Annotated in this window: 23 protein-coding genes; 11 read left to right on the forward strand and 12 right to left on the reverse strand. The window is 70.4% G+C overall.

Annotated elements, in window-relative coordinates:
• The first annotated feature begins 21 nt into the window (after positions 1-21).
• Together FHX52_RS17155 and FHX52_RS17160 are read left to right on the forward strand one after the other, a co-directional pair.
• Entirely contained in the window at positions 22-834 is an 813-nt protein-coding gene (locus FHX52_RS17155) for an ABC transporter permease (RefSeq protein ID WP_141823498.1), read from the forward strand.
• A gap of 25 nt (positions 835-859) precedes the next feature.
• A complete protein-coding gene (locus FHX52_RS17160) occupies positions 860-1,678 on the forward strand; it encodes an ABC transporter permease (RefSeq protein WP_141823499.1) in 819 nt (272 codons plus the stop codon).
• Positions 1,679-2,182: 504 nt separating this feature from the next.
• On the opposite strand, the gene FHX52_RS17165 is transcribed toward FHX52_RS17160, so the two are convergent.
• Entirely contained in the window at positions 2,183-3,019 is an 837-nt protein-coding gene (locus tag FHX52_RS17165) for a class I SAM-dependent methyltransferase (RefSeq protein WP_141823500.1), read from the reverse strand.
• Positions 3,020-3,175: 156 nt separating this feature from the next.
• On the opposite strand from FHX52_RS17165, the gene FHX52_RS17170 reads away from it, so the two are divergent.
• Complete coding sequence (locus tag FHX52_RS17170; protein WP_141823501.1) at positions 3,176-3,847, forward strand: winged helix-turn-helix transcriptional regulator; 672 nt, start codon at positions 3,176-3,178, stop codon at positions 3,845-3,847.
• A gap of 15 nt (positions 3,848-3,862) precedes the next feature.
• Here FHX52_RS17170 and FHX52_RS17175 read toward each other — a convergent pair whose 3' ends face one another.
• From FHX52_RS17175 to FHX52_RS17210, 8 genes are all read right to left on the reverse strand, one after another.
• Entirely contained in the window at positions 3,863-4,570 is a 708-nt protein-coding gene (locus tag FHX52_RS17175; RefSeq protein ID WP_141823502.1) for a DsbA family oxidoreductase, read from the reverse strand.
• Positions 4,571-4,638: 68 nt separating this feature from the next.
• The gene (locus tag FHX52_RS17180; protein WP_141823503.1) at positions 4,639-5,751 is read right to left on the reverse strand and encodes an ABC transporter ATP-binding protein; all 1,113 of its coding nucleotides are present in this window, start codon (positions 5,749-5,751) and stop codon (positions 4,639-4,641) included.
• A 28-nt stretch (positions 5,752-5,779) separates the two neighbouring features.
• On the reverse strand, positions 5,780-6,967 hold the full coding sequence (locus FHX52_RS17185; protein ID WP_141823504.1) for an ABC transporter ATP-binding protein: 1,188 nt from the start codon (positions 6,965-6,967) through the stop codon (positions 5,780-5,782).
• Positions 6,964-7,965 carry an ABC transporter permease gene (locus FHX52_RS17190; RefSeq protein ID WP_246070076.1) on the reverse strand — a complete coding sequence of 334 codons (1,002 nt, stop codon included), beginning with the start codon at positions 7,963-7,965 and terminating at the stop codon, positions 6,964-6,966. Before FHX52_RS17190 ends, FHX52_RS17185 begins: the two co-directional genes overlap by 4 nt.
• 128 nt (positions 7,966-8,093) lie before the next feature.
• Positions 8,094-9,875 (reverse strand): ABC transporter substrate-binding protein, encoded by a 1,782-nt coding sequence (locus tag FHX52_RS17195; RefSeq protein ID WP_141823506.1) that lies wholly within the window; start codon positions 9,873-9,875, stop codon positions 8,094-8,096.
• A 51-nt stretch (positions 9,876-9,926) separates the two neighbouring features.
• A complete protein-coding gene (locus FHX52_RS17200; protein ID WP_141823507.1) occupies positions 9,927-10,919 on the reverse strand; it encodes an ABC transporter permease in 993 nt (330 codons plus the stop codon).
• 233 nt (positions 10,920-11,152) lie between these two features.
• Complete coding sequence (locus tag FHX52_RS17205; protein ID WP_141823508.1) at positions 11,153-12,181, reverse strand: hemolysin family protein; 1,029 nt, start codon at positions 12,179-12,181, stop codon at positions 11,153-11,155.
• The gene (locus FHX52_RS17210; RefSeq protein ID WP_141823509.1) at positions 12,178-13,758 is read right to left on the reverse strand and encodes a hemolysin family protein; all 1,581 of its coding nucleotides are present in this window, start codon (positions 13,756-13,758) and stop codon (positions 12,178-12,180) included. Before FHX52_RS17210 ends, FHX52_RS17205 begins: the two co-directional genes overlap by 4 nt.
• A 199-nt stretch (positions 13,759-13,957) precedes the next feature.
• On the opposite strand from FHX52_RS17210, the gene FHX52_RS17215 reads away from it, so the two are divergent.
• From FHX52_RS17215 to mshB, 5 genes are all read left to right on the forward strand, one after another.
• The gene (locus FHX52_RS17215) at positions 13,958-14,428 is read left to right on the forward strand and encodes a (deoxy)nucleoside triphosphate pyrophosphohydrolase (protein ID WP_141823510.1); all 471 of its coding nucleotides are present in this window, start codon (positions 13,958-13,960) and stop codon (positions 14,426-14,428) included.
• 128 nt (positions 14,429-14,556) lie between these two features.
• Positions 14,557-15,564, forward strand: a complete 1,008-nt coding sequence (locus FHX52_RS17220; RefSeq protein WP_141823511.1) for an NAD-dependent epimerase/dehydratase family protein — start codon at positions 14,557-14,559, stop codon at positions 15,562-15,564.
• A gap of 70 nt (positions 15,565-15,634) precedes the next feature.
• Positions 15,635-17,533: a translational GTPase TypA gene (gene typA / locus FHX52_RS17225; protein WP_141823512.1), complete on the forward strand. Its 1,899-nt coding sequence runs from the start codon at positions 15,635-15,637 to the stop codon at positions 17,531-17,533.
• Positions 17,534-17,539: 6 nt separating this feature from the next.
• Positions 17,540-19,357, forward strand: a complete 1,818-nt coding sequence (locus FHX52_RS17230; protein ID WP_246070077.1) for an ABC transporter substrate-binding protein — start codon at positions 17,540-17,542, stop codon at positions 19,355-19,357.
• 12 nt (positions 19,358-19,369) lie between these two features.
• Positions 19,370-20,335, forward strand: coding sequence for an N-acetyl-1-D-myo-inositol-2-amino-2-deoxy-alpha-D-glucopyranoside deacetylase (mshB, locus tag FHX52_RS17235; protein WP_141823513.1), 966 nt, complete (start codon positions 19,370-19,372; stop codon positions 20,333-20,335).
• Between the two features lie 3 nt (positions 20,336-20,338).
• Here mshB and FHX52_RS17240 read toward each other — a convergent pair whose 3' ends face one another.
• The gene (locus FHX52_RS17240) at positions 20,339-21,493 is read right to left on the reverse strand and encodes a GNAT family N-acetyltransferase (protein WP_246070079.1); all 1,155 of its coding nucleotides are present in this window, start codon (positions 21,491-21,493) and stop codon (positions 20,339-20,341) included.
• A gap of 64 nt (positions 21,494-21,557) precedes the next feature.
• On the opposite strand from FHX52_RS17240, the gene fdxA reads away from it, so the two are divergent.
• The 3 genes from fdxA to FHX52_RS17255 all read left to right on the forward strand — a co-directional run bounded on the left by fdxA (position 21,558) and on the right by FHX52_RS17255 (position 24,462).
• Positions 21,558-21,884 (forward strand): ferredoxin, encoded by a 327-nt coding sequence (fdxA, locus tag FHX52_RS17245; protein ID WP_141823515.1) that lies wholly within the window; start codon positions 21,558-21,560, stop codon positions 21,882-21,884.
• Positions 21,885-21,901: 17 nt separating this feature from the next.
• Positions 21,902-23,038 carry a succinyldiaminopimelate transaminase gene (gene dapC / locus FHX52_RS17250; RefSeq protein WP_246070081.1) on the forward strand — a complete coding sequence of 379 codons (1,137 nt, stop codon included), beginning with the start codon at positions 21,902-21,904 and terminating at the stop codon, positions 23,036-23,038.
• Between the two features lie 143 nt (positions 23,039-23,181).
• Positions 23,182-24,462: a citrate synthase gene (locus FHX52_RS17255; RefSeq protein ID WP_246070083.1), complete on the forward strand. Its 1,281-nt coding sequence runs from the start codon at positions 23,182-23,184 to the stop codon at positions 24,460-24,462.
• 279 nt (positions 24,463-24,741) lie between these two features.
• Here the strand turns inward: FHX52_RS17255 and FHX52_RS17260 are convergent, their stop codons facing one another.
• On the reverse strand, positions 24,742-25,623 hold the full coding sequence (locus FHX52_RS17260; RefSeq protein WP_246070085.1) for a hypothetical protein: 882 nt from the start codon (positions 25,621-25,623) through the stop codon (positions 24,742-24,744).
• A gap of 51 nt (positions 25,624-25,674) precedes the next feature.
• On the reverse strand, positions 25,675-26,607 hold the full coding sequence (gene dapD / locus FHX52_RS17265; protein ID WP_141823516.1) for a 2,3,4,5-tetrahydropyridine-2,6-dicarboxylate N-succinyltransferase: 933 nt from the start codon (positions 26,605-26,607) through the stop codon (positions 25,675-25,677).
• Between the last annotated feature and the right edge of the window lie 127 nt (positions 26,608-26,734).

Here is a 26,734-nt window from a genome sequence, read left to right on the forward strand (position 1 = left end):
GATCACCGAGGGAGGCGACACATGAGACGACGCAGAGGGCTTGCTGCCCTGCTCGGCCCACCACTGCTGTGGCTCGTCGTCGCCTACCTCGGTGCTCTGGCGGTCATCTTCGCGACGGCGTTCTGGACGACGGACCCGTTCACCAACGAGGTCGTGCGCAGCTTCACGCTGGAGAACTTCAAGGAGCTCTTCTCGACGACCTACCTCGGCATCATCGGGCGGACGCTGCTCATCGCGGCGCTCGTCACGCTGCTCTGCATCGCGATCGCGGTGCCGTTCGCGTTCTTCATGGCGCGGGTGGCGCCGCGACGGCTGCGGGGGCTGCTCCTCGCCGCGGTGCTCGTGCCGCTGTGGGCGAGCTACCTCGTCAAGGCCTATGCGTGGCGCACGATGGTGCAGCCCGACGGCGTGCTCGACAGCACGTTCGGCGCGACGCCGGGATACGGCTTCAGTGCGCTCGTATTGACGCTGACCTACCTCTGGCTGCCCTACATGGTGCTGCCGGTCTATGCCGCCTTCGAACGGCTACCCGAGACCCACCTCGAGGCGAGTGCCGACCTCGGAGCGCGTCCCCTCGCGACCTTCCGTCGCGTGGTCGTGCCGTCGCTGCTGCCCGCGATCGCGGCAGGCTCGGTCTTCACCTTCTCGCTGTCGCTGGGCGACTACATCGCGGTGCAGATCGTCGGCGGCAAGCTCCAGGTGCTCGGCACGGCCGTGCTGCAGAACATCACCCTCGACCTGCCGTTCGCAGCGGCCCTCGGCACGGCGTCGGTGCTCATCATGGTCCTCTACCTGCTCGCCGTGCGGCGCACGGGCGCGCTCGAAAACCTGTGACCCCGACAACCGGCCGGAGGCGGCGATGAGACTCGGACGCGGCGCCAAGATCGCGCTGACCGCCTTTGCCACAGTCGTGCTCGCCTTCATCTACGTGCCGATCCTCGTCGTCACGCTCAACTCCTTCAACAGCGACCGCACGTTCGGCTGGCCGCCGCCGGGCTTCACGACGCAGTGGTGGAGCCTCGCCCTGCAGGCGCAGGGTCCGCGCGACGCGCTGCTCGTCTCGGTCAAGGCCGGCCTCGGCGCGACCGCCATCGCGCTCGTGCTCGGCACGCTGCTCGCCCTCGCGCTCAGCCGCTACGACTTCTTCGGCAAGCACGCGATCTCGATCCTCGTCGTCCTGCCGATCGCCCTGCCCGGCATCGTCACCGGTATCGCGCTGCAGTCGGTGATCCAGAATCTCCTGACGCCCGTCTTCGGCATCGGGGCCGGTCTCTTCACGATCATCGTCGGCCATGCGACCTTCTGCATCGTCCTCGTCTTCAACAACGTGACGGCGCGGCTGCGTCGCATGGGTGGTTCGCTCGAGCAGGCGTCGGCCGACCTCGGGGCCAGGCCGTTCACGACGTTCCGCCGCGTCACCTTCCCGCTCCTGCGGTCGAGTTTGCTGGCCGGCGCGCTGCTCGCCTTCGCGCTCAGCTTCGACGAGATCGTCGTGACGACCTTCACCGCCGGTCCCGACAGCCAGACGCTGCCGATCTGGATCTTCAACAACCTCTTCCGGCCCAACCAGGCGCCCGTCGTCAACGTCGTGGCTGTCGTGCTCATCATCGTGTCGATCGTGCCGGTGTGGCTCGCTCAACGTCTCGCAGGGGCCGACGCCGCCGAGAGCCGCCTCTGACCCCGGCCTCCCGGACCCGCCCAACCCCTGGTTCGAGGTGATGCTGGGCCTCACGTGGGGGCCGCGATCACCTCGATCCGGTATGCGGTCCGGCTGGGTGGAGGTGATCCCGCGCCCTACGTGGGTGGCGGGATCACCTCGAATCGCGGGAGGGCGGCATACGGGCTCCGGTGCACGTCCAGCCCCTCACCCCCCTGGTTCGAGGTGATGCTGGGCCTCACGTGCGTGGCGCGATCACCTCGATCCGGTATGCGGTCCGGCTGGGTGGAGGTGATCCCGCGCCCCGCGTGGGTGGCGGGATCACCTCGAATCGCGGGAGGGCGGCATACGGGCTCCGGTGCACGTCCGGCCCCTCACCCCCCTGGGATTGGAGGTGATCCTGGGCCTCACGTGCGTGGCGCGATCACCTTGATCCGGTATGCAGTCCGGCTGGGTGGAGGTGATCCCGCGCCCCACGTCGGTGGCGCGATCACCTCGAACCGCGGGAAGGGCGGGAGGGCTGCGTCAGTGGGTGCGGCGCGCGGTGAGGAGGAGGTACTCCCAGCCCATGCGGCCGGTGGCGTCCATGTGGCCGCGGGCCAGCTCGGTCAGCGCCGCGTCGAGGGCGGCGACCTTGACGGGGTCGTCGGCGATGCCGCGGTAGGTGACGATCGTCGGACCGTAGGTGCGCTTGAAGAAGTCGCGGAAGTGCTCGGGCCGGTCGAAATGCACTGTCAGAGAGCGCTTCTCGGTCGTGACGTCCTCCACCCGGCTACCGAGCAGCTCACGGGTGTGGCTCTCGTCGCCCCAGAGCGGCGGGGGCTGTGCCCCGGGAGGCGGGGGTGCGGCATACGGCTTCATGGTGGCGAACATCTGGCCGATGAAGCCGGCCGGAGTCCACGCCACGAGCCCGAGGCGGCCGCCCGGGCGGAGCACGCGCACGAGCTCGTCAGCGGCGGGCTGGTGGTGCGGGGCGAACATGACGCCGACGCAGGAGGTGACGACGTCGAACGACGCGTCGTCGAACGGCAGCGCCTCGGCGTCGGCACGGCGCCAGTCGAGCGAGACGCCGGCTGCACGGGCGAGCCCGCGCCCGACCTCGAGCAGCTCGGGTGCGAGGTCGCACGCGACGACCTGGGCGCCGGCCTGCGCGGCGGGGATCGCGACGTTGCCGGTGCCTGCAGCGACATCGAGGACGTGCTGACCCGGCCCGATGGCGCAGGCGTCGACGAGCACGTGGCCGAGCTCCGGGATGACCTCCCGGGCGACGGCCCCGTAGTCGCCGAGCGCCCACATCGCGGCGTGCTTCGCCTTGAGGGCCGTGTCCTCGGCCGTCGGCGGGGTCTGGGTGTACGTGGTCATGCGGGTTCCTCCCTGGTCCGGGCGACTGTCGGCAGCCCCTCGCTGCCTGCCCGTCGCACCAGCATCCGCCCGCGCCGCCGCCCGCCCCAGTCCTGAAAGTGGACTGACGCGGTCCAGATCCGAGACCGACAATGGGTGGACCGACAGGAGGCTGACATGGGCCGACACGATCCCGGTGCAGGGCAGTACTGCCCCGTCTCCCGCACGCTCGACGTCGTGGGCGAGCGCTGGACGCTGCTCATCGTGCGCGACCTGCTCGTGGGCACGACGCGCTTCAACGACCTCGCCCGCGGGTTGCCTGGCCTCTCGCGCAGCCTCCTCACGAAGCGGCTGCGGCACCTCGAGCGAGCCGGCGTGGTCACCCGGACGGGACAGCACTACGTGCTCACACCCGCGGGCCGCGCCCTCGAGCAGATCGTCTTCGGCATGGCCGAGTGGGGCGCCCGCTTCATGTTCGGCGAGCCGCAGCCCGACCAGCTCGACGCGCAGCTGCTCGTCTGGTGGATGCACACGCGCGTCGACACCTCGGGTCTCGAGGGGGAGCGCCACGTCCTGCACGTGCGCTTCGCGGACGACGCGCGCCGCTTCTGGATCCTGGTGGAGCACGGGGTGCCGTCGGTCTGCATGGCCGACCCGGGCTACCCCGTCGACCTCACGATCTCCTCCGACGTCGCGTCGTTGTATGCCGTGTGGCTCGGCCGCGTGCCCCTGCCCGTCGCGCTGCGGGCGGGGCGCGTCACCGTGCAGGGGCCCACGGCGGTCACCCGCCGACTCGACGAGGTGCTGCAGCTGAGTCCGGTCGCCCGCTTCGTGGCAGCCACGGCCTGACCCGGGGCGCGTGGGTCAGATGGCGCAGCCGTCGGGACCGCACGCCACGTCGTCGGCCGCACCAGAGGGCTGGACCATGACGAGCGGGTGCGACTCGCGCCAGGCCTGGTCGAGGGCCTGAGTGAAGACGTCGGCCGGCTGGGCGCCGGAGATGCCGTACTTGTCGTCGAGGACGAAGAACGGAACGCCCCTGATGCCAAGGGAGTTCGCGGCGGTGATGTCTGCCACGACCGCGTCGCGCCACGTGTGGCTGGCGAGGTCGCGGACGATCTCGTCGGCGTCGAGGCCGGCCTCGGTGCCGATGCGCACGAGCACGTCACGGTCGCCGATGTCCTCACCGTGCTCGAAGTGGGCCGACAGCAGAGCCTCCTTGACCGCGTCGCCGGCGCCTCGTGCCTTCGCGAGGTGCAGCAGCTCGTGCCCGGCGAAGCTGTTGGCGACGACGACCGAGCCGAAGTCGTAGCGCAGCCCCTCCTCGGCCGCGATGGCCGTGACCTGGTCGAACATCTGGCTCACCTGAGCCCGGGACATGCCCTTGCGGTCGACGAGGTAGTCGAGCTCGCTGCCGTCGTGGTGGTCGGGAAGGGTCGGGTCGAGCTGGTAGCTGCGCCAGTGCACCTCGACGTCGTCGCGGTGGGGGAACGCGGCCAGGGCCGCCTCGAACCGGCGCTTGCCGATGTAGCACCACGGGCAGGCGATGGCAGACCAGATCTCGACCTTCATGCACCGCTCAACCACCGACGCATTCGAAACCTTCCCTGGTGGGCCGGTGGAGGAGTGGCTCCCTCCCCTCACGCGGTGGGGTCGTCCTCCCGCGTTGCAGGAGCGTCGTCCGCACGGGTGCGAGGCGTGTCGAGGAGCGCCGGTTCGGCGGGCGCGCCGTCGGGGTTCTCGGGGAAGTGGCACGCGACCTGGTGACCGGGTGCCATCGCCACGAGCGGGGGCTCGACCGTGCGGCAGACCTCCTGTGCCTTCCAGCACCGCGTGTTGAAGCGGCACGCCGGGGGCGGGTTGATCGGGCTCGGCACGTCGCCCGTGAGCCGGATCCGCTCGCGCTTGGTGCGCCGGTTCGTGTCGGGCACGGGCACCGCCGACATGAGCGCCGTCGTGTAGGGGTGCATCGGCCGGGTGTAGAGCTCGTCGCGGTCCGCGATCTCGACGAGCTTGCCGAGATACATGACGGCCACGCGGTCGGACATATGCCGCACGACCGACAGGTCGTGCGCGATGACGACGTAGGTGAGGTCGAACTCGTCCTGGAGGTCCTCGAGGAGGTTGATGACCTGGGCCTGGATCGACACGTCGAGGGCCGACACCGGCTCGTCGGCGACGATGAGCTTGGGCCGCAGGGCGAGCGACCGGGCGATGCCGATGCGCTGCCGCTGGCCGCCAGAGAACTCGTGTGGGTAGCGGTTGTAGTGCTCGGGGCTCAGGCCGACGAGCTCGAGCAGGTCCTGGACCGAGCGCTTGATGCCCTTCTCGGTCTTGATGTTCTGCAGCTTGAAGGGGGCCCCGACGATCGTGCCGACGGTGTGGCGCGGGTTGAGCGAGCCGTAGGGGTCCTGGAAGATCATCTGCACGTCACGACGCAGCGGCCGGAGCGCGCGCATCGAGGAGTGGGTGACGTCCTTGCCCTCGAACTCGAGGAGGCCGTCGGTCGGCTCGATGAGGCGGGTCAGCATGCGGCCGGTCGTCGTCTTGCCGCAGCCGGACTCGCCGACGAGAGAGAGCGTCTCGCCCTTGGCGACCTCGAAGTTGAGCCCGTCGACGGCCTGCACGGCCCCGACTGTCCGCTGGAGCAGGCCCCGGCGGATCGGGAAGTGCTTCGTGAGGTTGGTGACCCTCAGCAGGGGCTCGCCCCGCGTGACGTCGGTGTCGGGCGAGGGCGCGGTCGACGCCGTCATGAGGATGCTCCTGGAGTCGTCATGGTGATCACAGCGTCGGCCTGATGTCGTTCTCCCAGATCTCGGTGCGCTGCTCCGGGGTGAGGTGGCACGCGGCGTAGTGGCCGGGCGCCTTCTCGTCTAGCGGCGGCCGCTGGCTCTGGGAGAGGCCGCCGGTGCGGTCGGCGTAGGCGCAGCGCGGGTGGAAGGGGCAGCCCGACGGCACGTTGATGAGGCTCGGCGGAGAACCCGGAATGGGGCGCAGGCGGTCGGTGCGCGCGCGGTCGAGGCGCGGCATCGAGCTGAGCAGCCCCCACGTGTAGGGATGCTCGGGACGCTCGAAGACGTCTGCAGCAGTGGCGTACTCGACGGCCCGGCCGGCATACATGACCATGATGTCGTCGGAGAGCTCGGCGACGACACCGAGGTCGTGCGTGATGATGATGACCGCCGAGTTGAACTCGCTCTGCAGGTCGCGGATGAGGTCGAGGATCTGCGCCTGCACCGTGACGTCGAGGGCGGTGGTCGGCTCGTCGGCGATGAGCAGGTCGGGGTCGCACGACAGCGCCATGGCGATCATGGCGCGCTGGCGCATGCCACCCGAGAACTGGTGCGGGTAGTCGTCGACGCGGCTGCTCGCCTGGGGGATGCCGACCCGGTCGAGCATCTCGACGGCGTGCTTCTTCGCGACCGAGGTGCTGACGTCGTTGTGCATCTTGTAGGCCTCCACGATCTGGTGGCCGACGGTGTAGAACGGATGCATCGCCGAGAGCGGGTCCTGGAAGATCATCGCCATGCGCTTGCCGCGCAGCTCGCGCACGGTCTCGCTGCCGGCGCCGATGAGCTCCTCGCTGCCGAGCCGGATCGACCCGGTCATCGTCACGGTGCCGGGCTTGTGCAGCCCCATGATCGACATGCTCGTCACGGACTTGCCCGAGCCGGACTCACCGACGATGCCGAGCGTCTTGCCGCGGGCGAGGTCGAAGGAGATGCCGTCGACCGACTTGACGACGCCGTCGTCGGTGGGGAAGTGGACGCGGAGGTCGCGCACCGACAGGAAGGTGTCCGGCGCAGCAGCGCCGAGGCCGCCGATGCCGTCGAGCCCGGTCGAGGGCGGTGCCTCACGCCTGCGACGCGACCGCTTCTCGGCGGGCGCGTTCTCGGCGGGCGTGCCGTCGGCCGACGAGCCGGACGGGGGGCCGGCGGGAGAGCTGGGAGAGGGGCTGGGCTGGCTCATGACACACGCACCCTCGGGTCGACGACGGCATAGAGGAGGTCAACGACGAGGTTGGCCACGACGATGAACGTGGCGCCGAGGAGGGTGACTCCGAGCACCTTGGGCAGGTCGTTGTTGGCCACGGCATCGACGGCGTACTTGCCGACCCCGTTGAGCGAGAAGGTCGACTCCGTGAGGATGGCACCGCCGAGGAGCAGGCCGAGGTCGAGACCGAAGATCGTGAGGATCGGCGTCAACGCCGCACGCAGGCCGTGACGCACGACGACGTCGCGCTCACGCAGGCCCTTGGCCCGTGCGGTGCGGATGTAGTCCTCGTTCATCGTCTCGAGCATGCCGGCACGGGTGAGGCGGGCGTACGCGGCGGCATACAGGAACGACAGGGTGATCCAGGGGAGAAGGAGGTCGTACGCCCACATCAGGGGGTTCTCCTGGAAGGGCGTGTAGCTGCCGCCCTGGGCGGTCCAGCCCAGGCCGTAGCTGAAGATCGAGAGCGCCAGCAGACCGGTGAAGAAGATCGGCAGCGAGACGCCGGCGAGGGCGATGCCCATCGCGGTGCGGTCGATGGGACTGCCTCGTTTGAGGGCCGAGACGACACCGGTGGCGACGCCGCCGAAGAGCCACAGCACCGCGGCACCGGCCGCCAGCGAGAGCGTCACCGGCAGGCGGTCGAGCAGGTCGGGCAGGACGGGGTTCTGGGTGATGAAGGAGTAGCCGAGGCAGGGCGCCGGGCACTGCTCGATCGACACGCCGGTGTTGTACTCCGACCCGACGACGATGCCCTTGGCGAAGCGGCCGTACTGCACCCAGATCGGGTCGGTGAAGCCCAGCCTGACAGCAGCGGCGTGGATCTGCTCCTGGCCCGCGGTCTTGCCGACGTAGCGCGAGGCGAGGTCGTCGGCGGTGGCCCCGGCCACGCGTGGCAGGAGGAAGAAGATGGCGAAGGTGACGGCGCTCACGACGAAGAGGAGGACGACGGCGCTGATCAAGCGCCGGATCATGTACGTCAGCAAGGGATTCGGCCGGACGCGGTGGTGGTGGGACCAGGTTTGTCCCACCACCACCGGTCTGCGCCTTCACCTACTTTCAGGTGGGTTGGGCGTTGGTGCGGTGAACGGGTGGTGCGGTGTTACTGCTTGACACCCATCGCGGCGTAGTCGTACATCGTGAAGCCGTCGTTGACGAAGACGTTGGTGATCGTGTCGGGACGGAAGAGCAGGCCCTTGGCCCACACACCCGGGATCACCGCAGCGGCCTCCATGACGGACTTGTCGACGTTGCCCCAGATCGTGTCGCGCTTCGTGGCGTCGGTCTCGGCCATGGCCTGGTCGATGCCCGCGTCGACCGCCGGCACCTTGATGCCGAGGTTGGTGTTGCCCGACGGGCGGATGACCCGGCTGTCGACGATCTGCGAGAGGAAGCCGAAGCCGTCGGGCCAGTCAGCACCCCAGCCGTAGATGATGACGCCGAGCTTGTTGGCCTTGGCGTAGTCGGGCTTGCCGGCGTAGAGCTTGGTGTAGTCAGCCGTCGGGTAGGCCTTGATGTTGAGCTTGATGCCGACCTTGGCGAGCGACTGCTGCAGCGACTCGGCGGTGGCCTTCTCCTTCGGGCGCTCGGCGCGGTAGGAGACGTTGGTCTCGAAGCCGTTCGGCTGGCCGCACTTGGCGAGCTCGGCCTTGGCGGCCTCGGGGTCGCCCTGCGGCTTCGCCTTGAAGTTGTAGAGGTCGAAGTCGGCGTGCCCGGGCACGTTCGGCGGCATGAGGCTCGTCGCGATGGCGCCACCGGTGTTGCCACCGTAGGCGCGCTGGTAGCCGGTCTTGTCGTAGGCGAGGACGACGGCCTTGCGGCAGTCGACGTTGTCGAGCGGGGCGACGTCGCTGTTGAGGACCGAGAACCACGTGCGGGCGGCCTGGGCGTTGTCGGTCTTCGCCTTGAGGGTCGGGTCGGCGAGGATCTTGCCCTGCGACTCGGCCTGCACACCGGTGCCGGCGATGTCGACGTCGAGGCCACCGCTCTGGAGACGGTTGTCGACGTCGGCCGCGTTGAGGCCGAGCTCGACCGTCAGCTTGTCCGGCAGGGCCAGTCGGCCCGACTCGGGGTCGGTCTTCGGGTCGTAGTTCGGGTTGCGGTCGAGCTCCATGTTCTTGCCCTGCGAATAGGACACGAACTTGTAGGGGCCGCTCGAGACGACCTTCTCCTTGTACTTCGTGCCGGTGTCCTTGGCCACGGGCACGGGGGCCGTGGCGGGCAGCTGCGCGAAGTAGTCGAAGCCCGAGAAGCCGGTCTTCAGCTTGAAGATGATCGTCTTGTCGTCCGGCGTCTCGATCGACTTGAGGTCATCGAGGTTCTTGTCCTTGTAGACCGAGTAGCCGGCGGGGATGTCGGCGAGGAAGTCGTTGAAGTACGTCGGGCCGTTGGGGAACGTGTCCTTGTCGAGCTGACGTGCGACGGCGTACTTGATGTCCTTGCTCGTGATCGGCGTGCCGTCCTCGAACTTGATGCCGTCGCGCAGGGTGTAGGTCCAGGTCTTGTTGCCGTCGCTCGGCTTGCCGAGGCTCGTCGCGAGGTCGGGCACGAGCTTGGCGCCCTCAGCGCCCGGAGCCGCCTTGAAGACGACGAGCGTGCGGGCGTAGTTGCGCAGGAAGTTCCACGAAAGACCGTAGTAGGTGTCACCCGGGTCGACGGAGTCCCAGTCGCCGGCCATGCCGAAGCGCAGCGTGCCACCCTTCGTGGTCGACGGGTTGTAGATCTTGCCGATCGCCGCGTCGGCCGCCGGTGCCGCAGAGCTGCCACCGCTGCCACCGGTGCTGCCCGAGCCACCGGTGCCAGTGCTGGCACTGCCGCCACAGGCGGACAGCCCCAGGGCGAGGACGGCCGCGGCTGCGACCGCCATCAAGCGTGTGTTCTTCATGGGTTTGTGCGCTCCTTGCTATCGGTCGAGCGAAACTGCAGGCCGCGGAGGTTACCGAGACCGGGGGTCGAGGGCGTCACGCAGGCCGTCCCCGAAGAGGTTGAAGGCGAGGACCGTCACGAAGATGGCCAGGCCAGGCGGCAGCATGAACCAGGGGTCGATCTGGTACCACTTCGCCGCGTCCGCGAGCATGCCGCCCCAGGTGGCGCGAGGGGCCTGCACCCCGACGCCGAGGTAGGACAGGGCCGCCTCGAAGAGGATGTTGCTCGGGATGAGAAGGGTCGCGTAGACGAGGATCGGCGCGATGAGGTTGGGCAGCAGGTCCTTGCGCAGGATGTAGCTCGCCCGGGCTCCGAGGCTGCGTGAGGCGTCGATGAACTCACGCTCTCGCAGCGACAGGGTCTGGCCACGGACGATGCGCCCGATGTAGGGCCAGTTGAAGAAGCCGATGATGAAGACGATGACGGCGATGCGCAGGGAGTCGCCGCTCAGGCCGAACGCCGACTCGGGGATCACGCCGACGAGGGCGAGCGCGAAGACGAGGAGCGGGAAGGCGAGGAAGATGTCCATCAGGCGGCTGATGAAGGCGTCGGTGGCGCCGCCGAAGTAGCCGGCGACGACGCCCATGATCGTGCCGATGAACACGGAGATGATCGTCGCGAGGAAGGCGATGAGCAGCGAGATCTGCGAGCCGTAGAGGATGCGGCTGAAGAGGTCGCGACCGTTGACCGGCTCGAGGCCGAAGAGGAAGTCCCACGACACGCCGCCGAGCGGCGCCGTCGGCACCTGCAGGTCGGGATCGATGAGCTCCTGGTGGAACTCGTCGGGCGGGTGTCCGAGCACGCTGACGATGAACGGCGCGAAGATCGCGACGATGACGAGGAAGATGATGATGAACCCACCGGTGAGCGCGACCTTGTCGCGCTTGAGGCGGGTCCACGCGATCTGGCCCAGCGACCGGCCCTCGATGTGCTTGGCGCCCTCGAGTACGGCCTCCGGAGGGGCCATCGCACCACCGGGCTCGAGCTCCACGGGTGAACTCACGTGCCGTCACCTCCGGGTGAGATCGGGGCCGGGGGCAGGATCAGCCTCCGGTGCTTTGCGGCAGGCGCAACCTTAGGCCCCACAACGCTGCGCCGGGCCCATCTTTCTGCGACTCGGCACCACTCACAACCGACGATGCCGAATCGTGACGCGGTGGATATCTTCCGGCGACATGCCGCGCACGGCGGCACACTTGTGGGAAGGCGGCCCCTCGCCCGCACGGTCGCCGTGCGTCAGCTCACCACGGTCTGCGGGTCGGTCTCGTCGTCGAACTGTCCCAGCACGCGCTCGAGCAGATCCTCCATGGTGACGAGCCCGACCGGCCCCTCGGGACCTTCGACGAGGACGAGCTGGGCACGCTCGGCGCGCATGGCACTGATGGCATCGAGCAGCGACAGGTCCTGCTCGAACCGCAGGGCCGCCGACGTCAGCGTCGTGACCTCGGCCTCCCGCGGGGCTCGCACGATGTCGCGCACGTGGGCGATGCCGACCGGCACGCCGCCGTCGGTGACGACGAGGCGTGAGCGACCCGAGTCGCGCGAGATGCGCTCGGCCTCGAGCACCGACGCGGAGCCCGCGACGCCGACGGCGCGCTCGAGCGGCACCATGACCTCGGTCAGCCGCGTCGTGTCGAGGTCGATGGCCCCGGCGAGCACCCGGTGCTCGGACTCCGCGAGCTGCCCCTGCTCGCGGGCGCTCTCGAGCAGCAGCGCGAGCTCCTTCGGCCCGTGCACCTGGGCGAGCTCGTTCTGCGGCTGCACCCCGACGAGGCGCAGGCAGCCGTTGGCCATGGCGTTGAGCAGGCTGAGGACGGGCCGCATGACCCACGCGAAGCCGCGGAACGGCAGCGCGAGCAGCACCGCCGACCGCTCGGGGTGGGCGATCGCCCACGACTTGGGCGCCATCTCGCCGACGACCATGTGGAGGAAGACGACGATGCCGACGGCCAGCACCACGGCCACGACGTATGCCGCCGTGTCGGGCAGGCGCAGGAACGTGAAGACGGGCGCCAGCAGGTCAGCCACGGCGGGCTTGGCCACGGAGCCGAGCCCGAGCGTGCACAGCGTGATGCCGAGCTGGGCGCCGGCGAGCATGAGGCTCAGCTCGCGGCTGCCGGCCGCGGCGGCCGCGGCTGCACGGCTGCCGCGTTCGGCGAGGTCGTCGAGGCGGTGACGTTTGCTCGCGACGAGAGCGAACTCGGCCGCCACGAAGAAGGCGTTGAGCACGAGCAGGACGAGCGAGACGAGCAGGGCGGTGATCATCGAGTGCTCCTCTCGTCGCTGGCATTGACCCGATCGGCGCGGTCGGCGCGGTCCTCGCGGTCGGCTCGGTCCTCGCGGTCGGCTCGGACGTCGCTGTCTGCTGTGTCGAGCAGCTCCAGCTCGCTCATGAGGTCGAGGACCTCGATGCGCACCGAGGCGGGCACGTGCCGGTCGACGGCGTCGACGGCGAGGCGCACGGTCACGTGCGGGCGCGTGGTGTGGTGGTCGCCGGTGTCGTCGGAGCGATGCCGCTCTGCAGCGTCGGCGGACCCATCGCGCTCGGCGGAGCCGTTGCGCTCGGCGGACGAGCCGCCCTCGTCGTCGCGGTGCTGGTCGCCAGAGTCGGTCTCTCGGCGGCCCTCGACCTCGACGACGTCGCCGACCTGGGCGGTGCGGCCGAGCTGCTCGAGGATGAGGCCGCTGATGGTGGAGTACTCGTCGGTGGCCGTGAGCCTCACTCCGGTGGCGGTGTCGAGCTCGTCGAGGCGCAGGTGGCCGGGCACGACCCAGGCGTCGGGTCCGTCGGGCTCGACGGCGGTGACGTCGGTGTCGTCCTCGTCGAGGATGTCGCCGACCACCTCCTCGGCGATGTCCTCGAAGGTGACGATGCCGGCGAAGCCGCCGTGCTCGTCGACGACGACGGCCATCTGCCGGTGGTCGGCACGGAGCTGCTCGAGCACGCGGGGGAGCGGGGCACTGGTCGGCACGACGGTCGGCTCGGGTGTCACCGAGCCGACGGGCGTGCTCGCCCGCAGCTCGGGGGCGACCGCGAGCACCTCGGCGATGCCGGCAACACCGACGATGTCGTCACCGTCGACGCCGGTCACGGGGAAGCGCGACCAGCTCGTGTCGAGCAGCTCGACGAGCCGGCTCACGGGGTCGTCGGCATGCACGGTCTGCACGCGCACGCGCGGGGTCATGACATCGCCGGCGTCGAGCTCGCGGAAGCGGAGGCCGCCCTCGAGCACGTCGGACAGGTCGTCATCGAGCAGGCCGCCGGCGTGGGACTCGTCGATGATGCGGGTGAGGTCCTCGGCGGTGGCGCCGTGCTCGAGCTCCTCGACCGGCTCGATGCCGACCTTGCGCAGCAGGGTCGTCGAGGCGCGGTCGAAGAGCCGCACGACCGGCCCGGCGACGGTGAGGTAGACGAGCGTCGAGCGCGACAGGGCCCGGGCGAGGGGCACGGTGCGGGCGATCGCGAGGTTCTTCGGGGCCAGCTCGCCGAAGACCATCTGCACGACGGTCGAGAAGACCAGCACGGCGGTGACGGAGAGGCTGAGGCGGGCGGCATACGACATCGACGGGTCGAGCAGCTCGGCGAGTCCCGCGCCGACGAGCGGCTCGGAGATGTAGCCGACGAGCAGGGCGGTCACGGTGATGCCGAACTGTGCGGCCGAGAGGGTGAAGGACAGGCGCGAGGTGACCCGCAGGGCCCGCTCGGCGGGCTCGTCACCCTGGGCGGCGAGCTCCTTGAGGGCGTTGCGGTCGACGGCGACGTAGGCGAACTCCTGTGCGACGAAGTAGCCGGTCGCCGCGGTCAGGGCGAGGATCAGCGCGATCCCGAGGGCGATGCTCATGCGATCACCACCCGCACGAGCGAGTGGGGCTGGGGGAGCCGGGCAGCCGTGGGGCCGTCCGGCTCGGGACTATGGCCCTCCTGTGACTCGGCGCGCGAGTCGAGGCGTGAGTGCGATCGCATGAAGGTCATCCTAAGTTATCCAGCGCACTCGGGGACTCAGCCGGCGCCTCGGGCGGATGTGGCACCATGTGCCCGCCATGAGCTCCCTGCCCGATCCCGCCGGTCCCGCCGGTCCCGTTGGACCCGCCGGTCCCGCCGTGCGCCTCGTCGTCGGGGCGGCGGTCGTCGACGACCTCGAGCGCCCCACGCGCCTGCTGGCCGCCCGGCGCACGGAGCCGTCGACGCTCGCGGGCGGGTGGGAGCTGCCGGGAGGCAAGGTGGACGAGGGCGAGATGCCGCTCGCGGCCCTGCGCCGCGAGCTGCTCGAGGAGCTCGGTGTCGAGGTGCACATCGGCCCGCACCTGCCGGGCCCGCTGCCCGGGACCACGTGGCCGCTCGGTGACCGCTACGAGATGCTCGTCTGGCTCGTCGAGGTGACGGAAGGGCAGCCGGCGCCGCTCGAGGACCACGACGAGCTGCGCTGGCTCGAGCCGTCGCAGCTGTATGCCGTGCCGTGGCTCCCAGCCGACCTGCCCATCGTGCGCGCCCTCGAGACCGTCCTCACCTGACCTCCCCGAGGCGAGGTGCGGGGTGCGCAACGCCCTGCGCCGTCGGCCGGCGGGCTACGGTGCTGGGTGGCCGCGGACGTGATCGGCGAGCCGTCGTCCACCATCACCGACCGGGAGCGAGACGACCCATGCCAGCCCCTTCCGTGCTCTTCCTCGGCGGCACCGGGATCATCAGCTCGGCCTGCACCCGGACGGCGCTCGAGCAGGGCTTCGAGGTCTTCGTCCTCGGCCGTGGCCGCACCGCCACGAGGCCGGCGCCCGAGGGGTGCCGGCTCTTCACGGGCGACCTCGACGACCCGGAGTCCTTCCGCGCGGCGGTCGGCGACCGCGACTTCGACGTCGTGGCCGACTTCCGCGCCTTCGGCCCGGACGACGTCACCGCACGGCTCGACGTGCTCGGCGGGCGGATGGGGCAGTACGTCTTCATCAGCTCGGCGTCGGCGTACCAGACCCCACCGGCCCGGCTCCCGGTCGTCGAGTCCACCCCGCTGCGCAACCCTTTCTGGGAGTACTCCCGCGGCAAGATCGCGGCCGAGGACCTCCTCGTGCGGGCCCACCGCGAGCAGGGTCTGCCGGTCACGATCGTGCGGCCGTCGCACACCTACGACCACACGGCGCCGCCCTTCGACGGTGGCTGGACGGTCGTCGAGCGGATGCGGCGCGGTGCCGAGGTGGTGGTCCACGGAGACGGCACGTCGCTCTGGACGCTGACGCACCACACCGACTTCGCGCGGGCGTTCGTCGGCCTGCTCGACAACCCGGCCGCCATCGGCGAGAGCTTCCACATCACCTCGGACGAGTGGCTGAGCTGGAACCAGGTCTACGAGATCGTCGCCGCTGCAGCGGGTGTGACGCCGCGACTCGTGCACGTCACCTCCGACGCCATCGCCGCCGTGGACGCCGACTGGGGCGCCGCCCTGCTCGGCGACAAGGCGCACTCCATGGTCTTCGACAACTCGAAGGTCAAGCGCTTCGTGCCGGGCTGGACCGCCACCGTGCCCTTCCACCGTGGGGCCTCCGAGATCATCGGCTGGTTCGACGCCGACCCTTCGAGGCAGCAGGTCGACGAGCGGATGGATGCGCTCATGGACCGGCTCGTCGCGCAGCACACAGGCCCGCGCACGGGCGATCGCTGAGGGGTGCCACCGTGCGCGAGCCGGGCGACCGTGTACGAAGGCACCTCAAAACCCTGAGAGAATGTCCCTCATGCCTTTGAAGACCCGTGCGGACATCCGCAACGTCGCCATCGTCGCTCACGTCGACCACGGCAAGACCACCCTCGTCGACAAGATGCTCTGGCAGTCCGGCGCGTTCGGCGAGCACCAGCACGTCGACGAGCGGGCCATGGACTCCGGCGACCTCGAGCGCGAGAAGGGCATCACCATCCTCGCGAAGAACACTGCGGTGCACTACACGGGCAAGGCGGCCGCCGACCGTGGCCTCACCGACGGTGTCACCATCAACATCATCGACACCCCCGGCCACGCCGACTTCGGTGGCGAGGTCGAGCGCGGCCTGTCGATGGTCGACGGCGTCGTCCTGCTCGTCGACGCGTCCGAGGGCCCGCTGCCCCAGACCCGCTTCGTGCTGCGCAAGGCGCTCGCCGCGAAGATGCCCGTCATCCTCTGCATCAACAAGGTCGACCGCCCCGACTCGCGCATCGCCGAGGTCGTCGACGAGGCCTACGAGCTGTTCATGGACCTCGACGCCACCGAGGAGCAGATCGACTTCCCCATCGTCTACGCGTCGGCCAAGGCCGGCCGCGCCTCGCTCGAGCGGCCCGACAACGGCGGGCTGCCCGAGGGCGAGGACCTCGAGGCCCTCTTCGAGACGATCCTCGAGACCATCCCCGCGCCGACCTACGACGACGAGGCGCCCCTGCAGGCGCACGTCACCAACCTCGACGCCTCCAACTTCCTCGGCCGCCTCGCCCTGCTCCGTGTCTTCAACGGCACGATCAAGAAGGGCCAGCAGGTCATGTGGTGCCGCCACGACGGCTCGCAGCAGCGGGTGAAGATCACCGAGCTGCTCATGACCGAGGCCCTCGAGCGCAAGCCCGCCGAGCAGGCCGGCCCCGGCGACATCATCGCCGTCGCCGGCATCCCCGAGATCACCATCGGCGAGACGCTCGCCGACCCCGAGAACCCCATCCCGCTGCCGCTCATCACGGTCGACGAGCCCGCGATCTCGATGACCATCGGCACCAACACGAGCCCGATGGTCGGCCAGGTGCGCGGCTCGAAGGTCACGGCCCGCATGGTCAAGGACCGCCTCGACAAGGAGCTCGTCGGCAACGTGTCGCTGCGCATCCTGCCGACCGAGCGCCCCGACGCGTGGGAGGTCCAGGGCCGTGGCGAGCTCGCACTCGCCATCCTCGTGGAGCAGATGCGCCGCGAGGGCTACGAGCTGACCGTGGGCAAGCCCCAGGTCGTCACGCGGGAGGTGGGCGGCAAGGTCCACGAGCCCGTCGAGCGCCTCACCATCGACACGCCCGAGGAGTTCCTCGGCGCGATCACGCAGATCATGGCTGCCCGCAAGGGCCGCATGGAGCAGATGACCAACCACGGCACCGGCTGGATCCGCATGGAGTTCCTCGTGCCGAGCCGTGGCCTCATCGGCTTCCGCACCGAGTTCCTCACCGAGACCCGTGGCACCGGCATCGCCCACCACGTCTTCGAGGACTACGAGCCGTGGTTCGGCGCCATCACGACCCGCACCAGCGGCTCGCTCGTCTCCGACCGCAAGGGCGTCGTCACTGCCTACGCCATGGTCAACCTCCAGGAGCGCGGCACGCTCTTCACCGAGCCGACGACCGAGGTCTACGAGGGCATGATCGTCGGCGAGAACTCTCGCGCCGACGACATGGACGTCAACATCACCAAGGAGAAGAAGCTCACCAACGTGCGCGCCTCCTCCTCCGACAACTTCGAGAAGATCGTGCCGCCGCGCAAGCTCAGCCTCGAGCAGAGCCTCGAGTTCTGCCGCGAGGACGAGTGCGTCGAGGTGACGCCGGAGGCGGTCCGCATCCGCAAGGTCGAGCTCGACGCCAACGTGCGCGCCCGCTCGGCCGCACGGGCCCGTTCGGCGGCGAAGGCCGAGGGCTGATCGGGTGTGAGCCGCGGGTTCGAGCGTGCGCGATCCGTGCTGTCGCGGTGGCCCCGTGCCACCCGTCAGCACCGCGTCAGCCTCCTCACGGCCGGGGTGGCCGCCGCAGTGGCGACGGGGGCGGCATCGTGCACGGCGGTCACGCCGTCCGCTGACACCGGCGCCGTCGGCAACCCCGTCGTAGGGGTTGCCGCGGCCGGCGGTGGACAGCCGGGGGGCACGTTGCGCGTGCTCGTCGCCGGCACGGTCGACACGTGGGACCCCCAGCTGATGTATGTCGGCCCGGAGGCCTTCTTCGCCCAGCGCACCTTCGTGCGCGGCCTCACGGCATACGGCACCGGAGACCGGCAGCGCGACCTCGAGGGCGACCTCGCGACCGACACGGGGCGGGCGAGCAAGGACTCGCGCACGTGGAGCTTCACCCTCCGCGAGGGCGTCAAGTGGCAGGACGGCTCGCCGATCACGTGCGAGGACGTGCGTCACGGGGTGGCCCGCACCTTCGACCGCACGACGCACATCGGCGGCACGAACTACGCGACCTACCTGCTCGACGTGCCGACGAAGGTGACGCCCGAGGGGCTCGACAAGCCCGTCTACGGAGGGCCGTCGGACAAGAGCCACCAGCGCGACTTCGACAGTGCGGTCTCGTGCAAGGGCCGCACCGTCACCTTCCAGCTGCGCGAGCCCGAGCCGGACTTCGCGCACATCGTCGCGCTGCCGGAGTTCGCGCCGCGCAAGGCATCCGCCGACACCGACGACGACAAGGCCGGGCACGACGTCATCAGCAGCGGGCCCTACCGCCTCGAGAAGCCGTGGGTCGTCGGCCAGGGCGGCACCTTCGTGCGCAACGAGCACTGGGACCCTCGCACCGACCCGATCCGTGAGGCGCTGCCGGACCGCATCGAGGTCACGACGGGGCTGGGTGAGTCCACCGTCATCCAGCGCCTGCTCAACCAGCAGGACGACGACACGTATGCCGTGTCGTGGGTGGCCGCGTCGCCCACCCTGCGCAACCAGGCGGGCACGGACCTGCAGGCCCGGCTGACCTTTCCCTACACGGGCAACGTCGACTACCTCGCGATCAACATGCGCAGCAAGGTCATGGGCAACCCCGCCGTGCGCAAGGCGTTCGCGATGGCGACGAACCGTGCGACCTACGTCAGCGCCAACGGCGGCGAGGGCGCCGGGGCACCGTCGTGGTCGATCCTCGCGCCGAGCATCGACCCGAGTGGGGTCGAGCCGCCGCGCGGATCGTCGGTCATGGGCGACCCCGAGGCCGCCCGCAAGGTGCTCACCGACGCCGGGGTGCGCCTTCCCGTCACCGTGCGCGTCGTGCACGCGAAGTCGGGGCTCATCGACAAGGCGTATGCCGCCCTCGCCGCCGGGTGGGAGCGCGCCGGCTTCGACGTGCAGCTGACCGCCGTCGAGCCCGAGAAGTACTACGAGACCATCGAGCAGAAGTCGTCGGTCGACAGCTACGACGTCTTCCGCGGCGTCTGGACCTCTGACATCCCGTCGCCGAGCGGTGTGCTGCCGGCCCTGTTCGACTTCCGCATCAACGTCGACTCCTCCGGGCCGGGCCAGGACGTCGGCTACTTCACCGATGACGGGGTCGCCGCCCTCATCGACAAGGCCGACGGCACCGTCGACCCCGCTGCCCGGCGTCGCGTCTGGGCCCAGGTCGACGACGCGATCCGGGCCAAGGGCGGCTACGTCGCGCTCTCGGCGACGAAGGCCCTCTACCTCCACGGCGCCGGGGTGCGCCACTACGAGGACCACGCGGTCGGCGGCATCGTCGACCTCGCCACCGTCGCCGTGCGCTGAGGAGCGGAACCCATGACAGACGAGTCAGAAGGGGCCGCCCCGAGCAGCCGCGCGGCGCGCCTGCTCCTCGTCCACGCCCACCCCGACGACGAGTCGCTGACGTGCGGCATCGCCATGGCCCACCACGTCGCCCGCGGTGACGAGGTGCACGTGCTGACGTGCACGCTGGGCGAGGAGGGCGAGGTCATCCCGCCCGGGCTCGCCCACCTCGAGGCCGCGCCCGACGACGCGCTCGGCCCGCACCGGCACGGCGAGCTCGCCGAGGCCCTGCGCCGGGTCGGCGCGACGATGCACGTGCTCGGGGAGGGCTCGGGTCGCCTCTCGCGCTACCGCGACTCCGGCATGGCCGGCTCGGCCGCTGCAGCCCGGCCCGAGGCGTTCACCGGCGCTGACCTCGACGAGGCCGCGCGCCTCGTCGTGGACGTCATCACGCAGGTGCGACCCGATGTCGTCATCACCTACGACGAGCACGGCGGCTACGGCCACCCCGACCACATCCAGGCCCACCGCGTCACCCGTCGCGCCCTCGAGCTCGTGCCGGACGAGGTCCTGCCGGCGCGGGTCCACGAGATCCTGACGCCGGTGAGCTGGGCCCGCGAGGACCGGGCGTGGCTGCGTGAAGCCGACCCGGCGGCATACCGCAGCGAGACGTGGTGGCGCGAGCACGCCCGCCGGCGCGACCCGTCAGGCGAGCGCCCTTGGCCCCTGGTGCTGCTCGGCGACGACGACCCCTACCCGCCGTCGGTCGTCGACGACGAGCTCGTGACCCACGTCGTCGTCGACGACGCCGCGCGGGCCGTCAAGAACGCCGCGCTGCGCGCCCACGTCACCCAGGTGCTCGTCGTCAGCGACGACGTGCACGCCCTGTCGAACCTCGTCGCGACGCGCACGACGGCGCGCGAGGGCTTCCGACGCGTCGACCCGCGCACCTGGCAGCCGGTGCCGGTGGCGCAGCGCCGGCACTCGCTCCTCGACTGAGCGTCAGGCGGTGGGCTGCGCGAGGTAGGTGTACTCGTGGTGCACGCCGAAGCCGAGCCCCTGCCAGAAGGCGATGCCGTCGGCGTTGTCGGCCGACACCTGGAGGTAGATGGCGGGCATGGCGTTCTCGCGGGCCACCATCGCGGCCGCCGAGACCATCGTCGAGGCGATGCCGCGGCGGCGGTGCTCCGGGTCGACCCACACCCCGAAGATGCCCGCCCACCCCGGGTGGATCGCCATGCGGGCGATGCCGATGATGCGGCCGCTGGCCTCGTCGCGCACCGACAGGAAGAGCTGACCGTCGCTGCCCGTGAGCACGGCCTCGGTCGCGCCGGGCACCACCGAGCGGCTGCGGCCGTAGGTCATGAGCCACTCGGGAGAGAGCTTGGCGTCGGCGGTCACCGGCACCGACTCGGTCGTCAGCGGCGGCACGTCGGCGCTCGGGCCGGTCAGGACGAGGACCCGCGTCCAGTCAGGGCGGCCGGCGCCCGCGACGTAGCCGCGCTCGAGCAGGGCTGCCCCGGCCTGCACGTCCTCGAGCGCGAAACCCCTCTCGCCATGGACCTGGAAGAGCGGCGGGGCGTCGCGCTCGGCGTACCACCGCTCCACGTAGTCGATGGCCCGGTCGACGGGCAGGCTCGGGTCACCCACAACGAGAGCGGAGTTGGCCCGGCCGGTGAAACCGCCGGCGTAGCGCAGCACCCAGTCACCGAGGCCTGCCCGGTCGGTGGCGACCCAACCCTTGGCCATGAGCGTCTCGAGGTCGTCGGCCGAGACCCGCTCGTGCGCGGGGCCCGGACGGCTCGCCGGAGGCGGCACGTCCTTGGCGGCGATGACGTCGGCGCGGATGAGCTTCACCCGCTCCTTTTTCGTGTCGACGATGAGGAAGTCGTCGTTGCGGGCGATGAGCTCGCCGACGAAGTCGGTGGCGCGGGCCTGCGACCCCTCCTCGAGGCGGTAGCGCACGACGACGCGGTTGCCGATGGTCAGGGCCGCCGAGAGCCGGTGGCCGGCAGAGTCGGTGCCAGAGTCGGTGGCAGTCGGCGCAGACCCGTCGGACGTCGGAACCTCGCCCTGCCGAGCGCTCTGCCGGGTGCTCTCGTCGGGCATCTCAGCGGGCGTCTCAGCGGCGGGGTCATGCGTGGGGTCGCCAGTCATGTCCGGCATACTAAGCGGTGCACGCATCCGCCCCGAACGCTCCACAGCAGGAGGTCCGCACCCCATGACCTACGTCATCGCCCAGCCTTGCGTCGACCTGAAGGACCGGGCGTGCATCGAGGAATGTCCCGTCGACTGCATCTACGAGGGCAAGCGGTCGCTCTACATCCACCCCGACGAGTGCGTCGACTGCGGTGCGTGCGAGCCGGTGTGCCCGGTCGAGGCGATCTACTACGAGGACGACGTCCCCGAGCAGTGGGCCGACTACTACGACGCGAACGTCCACTTCTTCGACGACCTCGGCAGCCCCGGTGGTGCGGCCAAGATGGGCGTCATCGACAAGGACCACCCGCTCATCGCAGCCCTGCCTCCGCAGGAGCACGACGAGTGAGCCGAGTGAGCTGACGCGTGGCACCCACGCTCTCGCCACCTGCGCTGCCGGACTTCCCCTGGGACTCGCTAGCGCCCTACAAGGCGCGGGCGAGCGCACATCCTCAGGGTCTCGTCGACCTGTCGGTCGGCACCCCGGTCGACCCGACTCCCGACGTGGTGCGCGACGCCCTCGTGGCGGCCGCTGACGCACCCGGCTACCCGCTCACCGTCGGCACTGCCGACGTGCGGGCAGCCATCTGCGAGTGGTTCGCTCGTCGTCGCGGGGTCACCGGGCTGCAGCCCGACGCGGTGCTGCCGACGATCGGCAGCAAGGAGCTCGTCGCGTGGCTGCCGACCTTCCTCGGCCTCGGGGCGGGTGACCTCGTCGGCATCCCGGCCGTGGCCTACCCCACCTACGACATCGGCGCCCGGCTCGCCGGTGCCACCTCGGTCGTGGCCCAGTCGCTCACCAGTCTCGGCCCGCTGACGGCGTCGACGACGCCAAAACTGTTGTGGCTCAACAGTCCCGGCAACCCCAACGGGCAGGTTCTCGGAGTTCCGCACCTGCGCAAGGTCGTCGAGTGGGCCCGCGAGCACGACGTCGTCGTTGCGAGCGACGAGTGCTACGCCGAGCTCGACTGGCGCGAGGGGCAGCTCGGCACGACGACGCCGAGCATCCTGCACCCCGAGGTGAGCGGAGGCGACCACCGCGGACTGCTCGCGGTCTACTCGCTGTCCAAGCAGAGCAACCTCGCTGGCTACCGGGCCGCCTTCGTCGCCGGTGACCCGCAGATCATCGGGTCCGTCCTCGAGGTGCGCAAGCACGCCGGCATGATCATGCCCACACCGGTCCAGCACGCCATGGCGGTCGCCCTGCGCGACGACGCCCATGTCGATGCCCAGCGGGCGGCATACGGCCGACGGCGTGAGCGGCTGCTCGCGGCAGTCGTGGCGGCTGGGCTGCGTGTCGACCACTCCGAGGCCGGCCTCTATCTCTGGGCCACCCGCGAAGAGGACTGTTGGACAACGGTTTCCGCGCTCGCGGACCTCGGCATCCTCGTGGCGCCCGGCTCGTTCTACGGGGCTGCGGGCGGCCAGCACGTGCGCATCGCCCTCACGGCGACCGACGAGCGCATCGCCGCTGCCTGCTCACGACTCGCGCCCGCGTCCTGAGTGGCGTCCCGGCCGGCGGCGGGTCCTCGGCGTCCGGTTCTTCAGGGGTGGACCCTGTTTGGTCCTCGGGCCCGCCGCTGGGGTAACGTCGCACGCGGACACGTCCGGCGACCCCTGGCCGGATCGACAGGAGGCGAGGAACCGTGACGAATGCAGTGGACGCGACACTCAAGGTCGCAGACAAGGAAGTCACCTTCCCGGGCGTCGAGGCCGTCGACGGCAACGACGGGGTCAGCATCGGGTCGCTTCTCAAGGACACGGGGCGCGTCACGTATGACGTCGGCTTCGTCAACACCGCGTCGTGCAAGAGCGACATCACCTACATCGACGGCGACCAGGGCATCCTGCGCTACCGCGGCTACCCGATCAGCCAGCTGGCCGAGAAGTCGTCGTTCGTCGAGGTCGCGTACCTGCTCATCTACGGCGAGCTGCCCTCGCCCGACGAGCTGGGCCGTTTCGAGGACCTCATCCGCCGGCACACGATGCTGCACGAGGACCTCCGCGCCTTCTTCAACGGCTTCCCGCGCGACGCGCACCCGATGCCCGTGCTCAGCTCGGCAGTGTCGGCGCTCGGCACGTTCTACCAGGACAGCCTCGACCCCTTCGACCAGGAGCAGGTCGAGATCTCGACCGTGCGCCTGCTCGCCAAGCTGCCGACGATCGCGGCGATGGCCCACAAGAAGAGCGTCGGCCAGCCCTACATGTACCCCGACAACTCGCTGTCGTTCGTCGAGAACTTCCTGCGGATGACGTTCGGCTACCCCGTCGAGCCCTACGAGGTCGACCCGACCGTCGCCAAGGCCCTCGACCTGCTCTTCATCCTGCACGCCGACCACGAGCAGAACTGCTCGACCTCGACCGTGCGTCTCGTCGGCTCGGCCCACGCGAACCTCTTCAACTCGGTCTCTGCCGGCATCCACGCCCTCTCGGGCCCGCTCCACGGCGGCGCCAACCAGGCGGTCCTCGAGATGCTCGGCAAGCTCCACGCCTCGGGCGATGACCCGAAGCACTTCATGGAGAAGGTCAAGAACAAGCAGGACGGCGTCCGCCTCATGGGCTTCGGGCACCGCGTCTACAAGAACTACGACCCGCGTGCGGCCATCATCAAGAAGGCCGCCGACGACATCCTCGAGAAGCTGGGCCACAACGACCCGCTGCTCGAGATCGCCAAGGGCCTCGAGGAGATCGCGCTGGCCGACGACTACTTCGTCGAGCGCAAGCTCTACCCGAACGTCGACTTCTACACCGGCCTCATCTACAAGGCCATGGGCTTCGAGTCGAAGATGTTCACCGTCCTGTTCGCGATCGGCCGCCTCCCGGGCTGGATCGCCCAGTGGCGCGAGATGATGAACGACCCGGAGACCAAGATCGGCCGCCCGCGCCAGATCTACACCGGCGCCCCCGAGCGCAACTACCCGGGCTGAGTCCTGAAGCGTCCGGCCCGTCCCGTTACCCGGGGCGGGCCGTTCGCATGCCCGATGCCGTATGCCGTCGGGCCGGCTCGCGCTGGGCCGTGGGCGCAGGCGCGCGTGACGCGCGGAGGTCGGGGGCGGCATACCGTGGCCACTCGACGCGCCCGTGGCGGCAAGCTGTGGCCACTCGACGGGTCGGGGGCGGCAAGCTGTGGCCACTCGACGGGTCAGGGGCGGCAAGCTGTGGCCTCTCGACGGGTCAGGGGCGGCACAGAGTGGCCTCTCGACTTGTCAGGAGAGGGTGATCGTCACCGTCTTGCCGTCGGCGCCCGGTGACCATGCGGGCTCGCGGGCGGAACGGTCCCACGTGCGCTCGCCGATGGTGACCGAGGTCGCGCCGTACTGCTCGGCCCGCGCGACCGCCCAGTGGGCGACGGCCCAGGCCGTCGTCACGTCAGCCGCCTTGACGGTGAGCACGCCGTCGCCGGCGGTCGAGGTCGTGACACCCATCTGCTTCTCGAGGTCGGCGGCGACCGCGGCCGGGCTGGCGTGGGTCTTCGCGGCGTCGAGGCGGCACACGAGCCCGGCAGGGGAGTGGCCCGTCAGCGTCGAGGCGAGCACGCGGCCCTCACCCTCGTGGTCGCGGTAGGCCTCGGGGAAGCCGCTCTTCTGCACCCGCTGCGCGATCTTCGTGATGTCGGCGGTCTCGTAGCCCTTGTACTTCACGAGGGCGTCGAGGAAGGCGTTCGTCGCGTGGATGGGGTCGAGGATCTGCTCCTCGGTGCCCCACCCCTGGCTCGGCCGCTGCTGGAAGAGGCCCAGCGAGTCACGGTCGCCGTAGCGCAGGTTGCGGATCTTGCTCTCCTGGATCGCCGTCGTCAGCGCGATCGTCGCGGCGCGGGGCGGCAGGTCGCGCTTGGTCGCCACGGCGGCGATGAGGGCGGCGTTGCCGGCCTGCTCGGGGTCGAAGGTCTCGGTCATGCCGCCGGCCGTGATCGTGCACTGCGGGTTGATGACGCTGTCGAGCAGGAAGCGGGCTCCGAACCAGCCCGCGGTGGCGAGCAGTCCGAGGATGACGAGCAGCGAGATCGCCCGGCGCCGGCGCCGTGCCGGCGGTCGCGTGACGGGTCGGCTCGGCCCGGCCCGGTCCGGGGCGGGTCGGGTCTTCGACATGGTGGAGGGATGTCCTTCGTCGGTGCCGGCGGCGGGGCCGGCGGCAGTCGGTCAGTCGTTGGCGTGCAGAGCCGCGTTGAGGGTGATGCCGGTGCCCGCGCGGTCGCGAGCCTCGACAGCCCCGGTGACGCTGTTGCGGATGAAGAGGATGTTGCTCGACCCCGACAGCTCGCGTGCCTTGACGACCGAGCCGTCGGGCAGCATCACCTTGGTGCCGGCGGTGACGTAGAGCCCCGCCTCGACGACGCAGTCATCGCCGAGAGCGATGCCGATGCCACCGTTGGCCCCGACGAGACAACGCTCACCGATGCGCACGCGTTCCGTGCCACCGCCGGAGAGGGTGCCCATGATCGAGGCGCCGGCGCCGATGTCGGACCCGTCGCCGACGACGACACCCTGCACGATGCGACCCTCGACCATCGAGGTGCCGAGCGTGCCGGCGTTGAAGTTGCAGAATCCCTCGTGCATGACCGTGGTGCCGGGGGAGAGGTGCGCGCCGAGGCGCACCCGGTCGGCGTCGGCGATGCGCACACCCTGCGGCACGACGTAGTCGGTCATCCGCGGGAACTTGTCGACGCCGTAGACGGCGACGTGCCCCGCGCCCCGCAGCCGCGCCCGGGTCTGCTCGAAGCCGTCGACCGCGCACGGGCCGGCGCTCGTCCACACGACGTTGGGCAGCGCGCCGAAGATGCCGTCGAGGTTCAGCTCGTTGGGGCGCACGAGACAGTGCGAGAGCAGGTGGAGGCGCAGGTACGCGTCGGACGTGCCGTCAGGAGCGGCATCGAGGTCGATCTGCTGGCGCACGACCTCCGTACGCACCCCGCGAAGGGGGTCCGTGCCGGCGAGCGCGTGCAGCTCGTCGGGGACGGCGGCGTCATCGGGAGCTGCCCCCAGCGCAGGGGCGGGGTACCACGTATCGAGCACCTGCCCGCCGTCCGTGACCGTCGCCAGGCCGAATCCCCATGCACCGCGCTGCTCAGACATGGGCCCAAGGGTAGGGGTGGGCAGTCGCGCCCGCCCAACCCGGCTCGCGGGCTGGGCGCACCGTGTGACGACGGGGCCACTCGAGCCTCGAGTGGCCCCGTCGTCACACGGTGCCAGGCGGCGGCCG

It is taken from the genome of Humibacillus xanthopallidus (genome assembly GCF_006717145.1).
In the GTDB taxonomy this organism is placed as follows: Bacteria; Actinomycetota; Actinomycetes; order Actinomycetales; family Dermatophilaceae; genus Humibacillus; species Humibacillus xanthopallidus.

Coding starts and splice junctions, on each gene's coding strand:
- FHX52_RS17155 (WP_141823498.1), top strand. CDS start 22: ATGAGACGACGCAGAGGGCTTGCTGCCCTGCTCGGCCCACCACTGCTG.
- FHX52_RS17160 (WP_141823499.1), top strand. CDS start 860: ATGAGACTCGGACGCGGCGCCAAGATCGCGCTGACCGCCTTTGCCACA.
- FHX52_RS17165 (WP_141823500.1), bottom strand. CDS start 3,019: ATGACCACGTACACCCAGACCCCGCCGACGGCCGAGGACACGGCCCTC.
- FHX52_RS17170 (WP_141823501.1), top strand. CDS start 3,176: ATGGGCCGACACGATCCCGGTGCAGGGCAGTACTGCCCCGTCTCCCGC.
- FHX52_RS17175 (WP_141823502.1), bottom strand. CDS start 4,570: ATGAAGGTCGAGATCTGGTCTGCCATCGCCTGCCCGTGGTGCTACATC.
- FHX52_RS17180 (WP_141823503.1), bottom strand. CDS start 5,751: ATGACGGCGTCGACCGCGCCCTCGCCCGACACCGACGTCACGCGGGGC.
- FHX52_RS17185 (WP_141823504.1), bottom strand. CDS start 6,967: ATGAGCCAGCCCAGCCCCTCTCCCAGCTCTCCCGCCGGCCCCCCGTCC.
- FHX52_RS17190 (WP_246070076.1), bottom strand. CDS start 7,965: ATGATCCGGCGCTTGATCAGCGCCGTCGTCCTCCTCTTCGTCGTGAGC.
- FHX52_RS17195 (WP_141823506.1), bottom strand. CDS start 9,875: ATGAAGAACACACGCTTGATGGCGGTCGCAGCCGCGGCCGTCCTCGCC.
- FHX52_RS17205 (WP_141823508.1), bottom strand. CDS start 12,181: ATGATCACCGCCCTGCTCGTCTCGCTCGTCCTGCTCGTGCTCAACGCC.
- FHX52_RS17210 (WP_141823509.1), bottom strand. CDS start 13,758: ATGAGCATCGCCCTCGGGATCGCGCTGATCCTCGCCCTGACCGCGGCG.
- FHX52_RS17215 (WP_141823510.1), top strand. CDS start 13,958: ATGAGCTCCCTGCCCGATCCCGCCGGTCCCGCCGGTCCCGTTGGACCC.
- FHX52_RS17220 (WP_141823511.1), top strand. CDS start 14,557: ATGCCAGCCCCTTCCGTGCTCTTCCTCGGCGGCACCGGGATCATCAGC.
- typA (WP_141823512.1), top strand. CDS start 15,635: ATGCCTTTGAAGACCCGTGCGGACATCCGCAACGTCGCCATCGTCGCT.
- mshB (WP_141823513.1), top strand. CDS start 19,370: ATGACAGACGAGTCAGAAGGGGCCGCCCCGAGCAGCCGCGCGGCGCGC.
- FHX52_RS17240 (WP_246070079.1), bottom strand. CDS start 21,493: ATGACTGGCGACCCCACGCATGACCCCGCCGCTGAGACGCCCGCTGAG.
- fdxA (WP_141823515.1), top strand. CDS start 21,558: ATGACCTACGTCATCGCCCAGCCTTGCGTCGACCTGAAGGACCGGGCG.
- FHX52_RS17260 (WP_246070085.1), bottom strand. CDS start 25,623: ATGTCGAAGACCCGACCCGCCCCGGACCGGGCCGGGCCGAGCCGACCC.
- dapD (WP_141823516.1), bottom strand. CDS start 26,607: ATGTCTGAGCAGCGCGGTGCATGGGGATTCGGCCTGGCGACGGTCACG.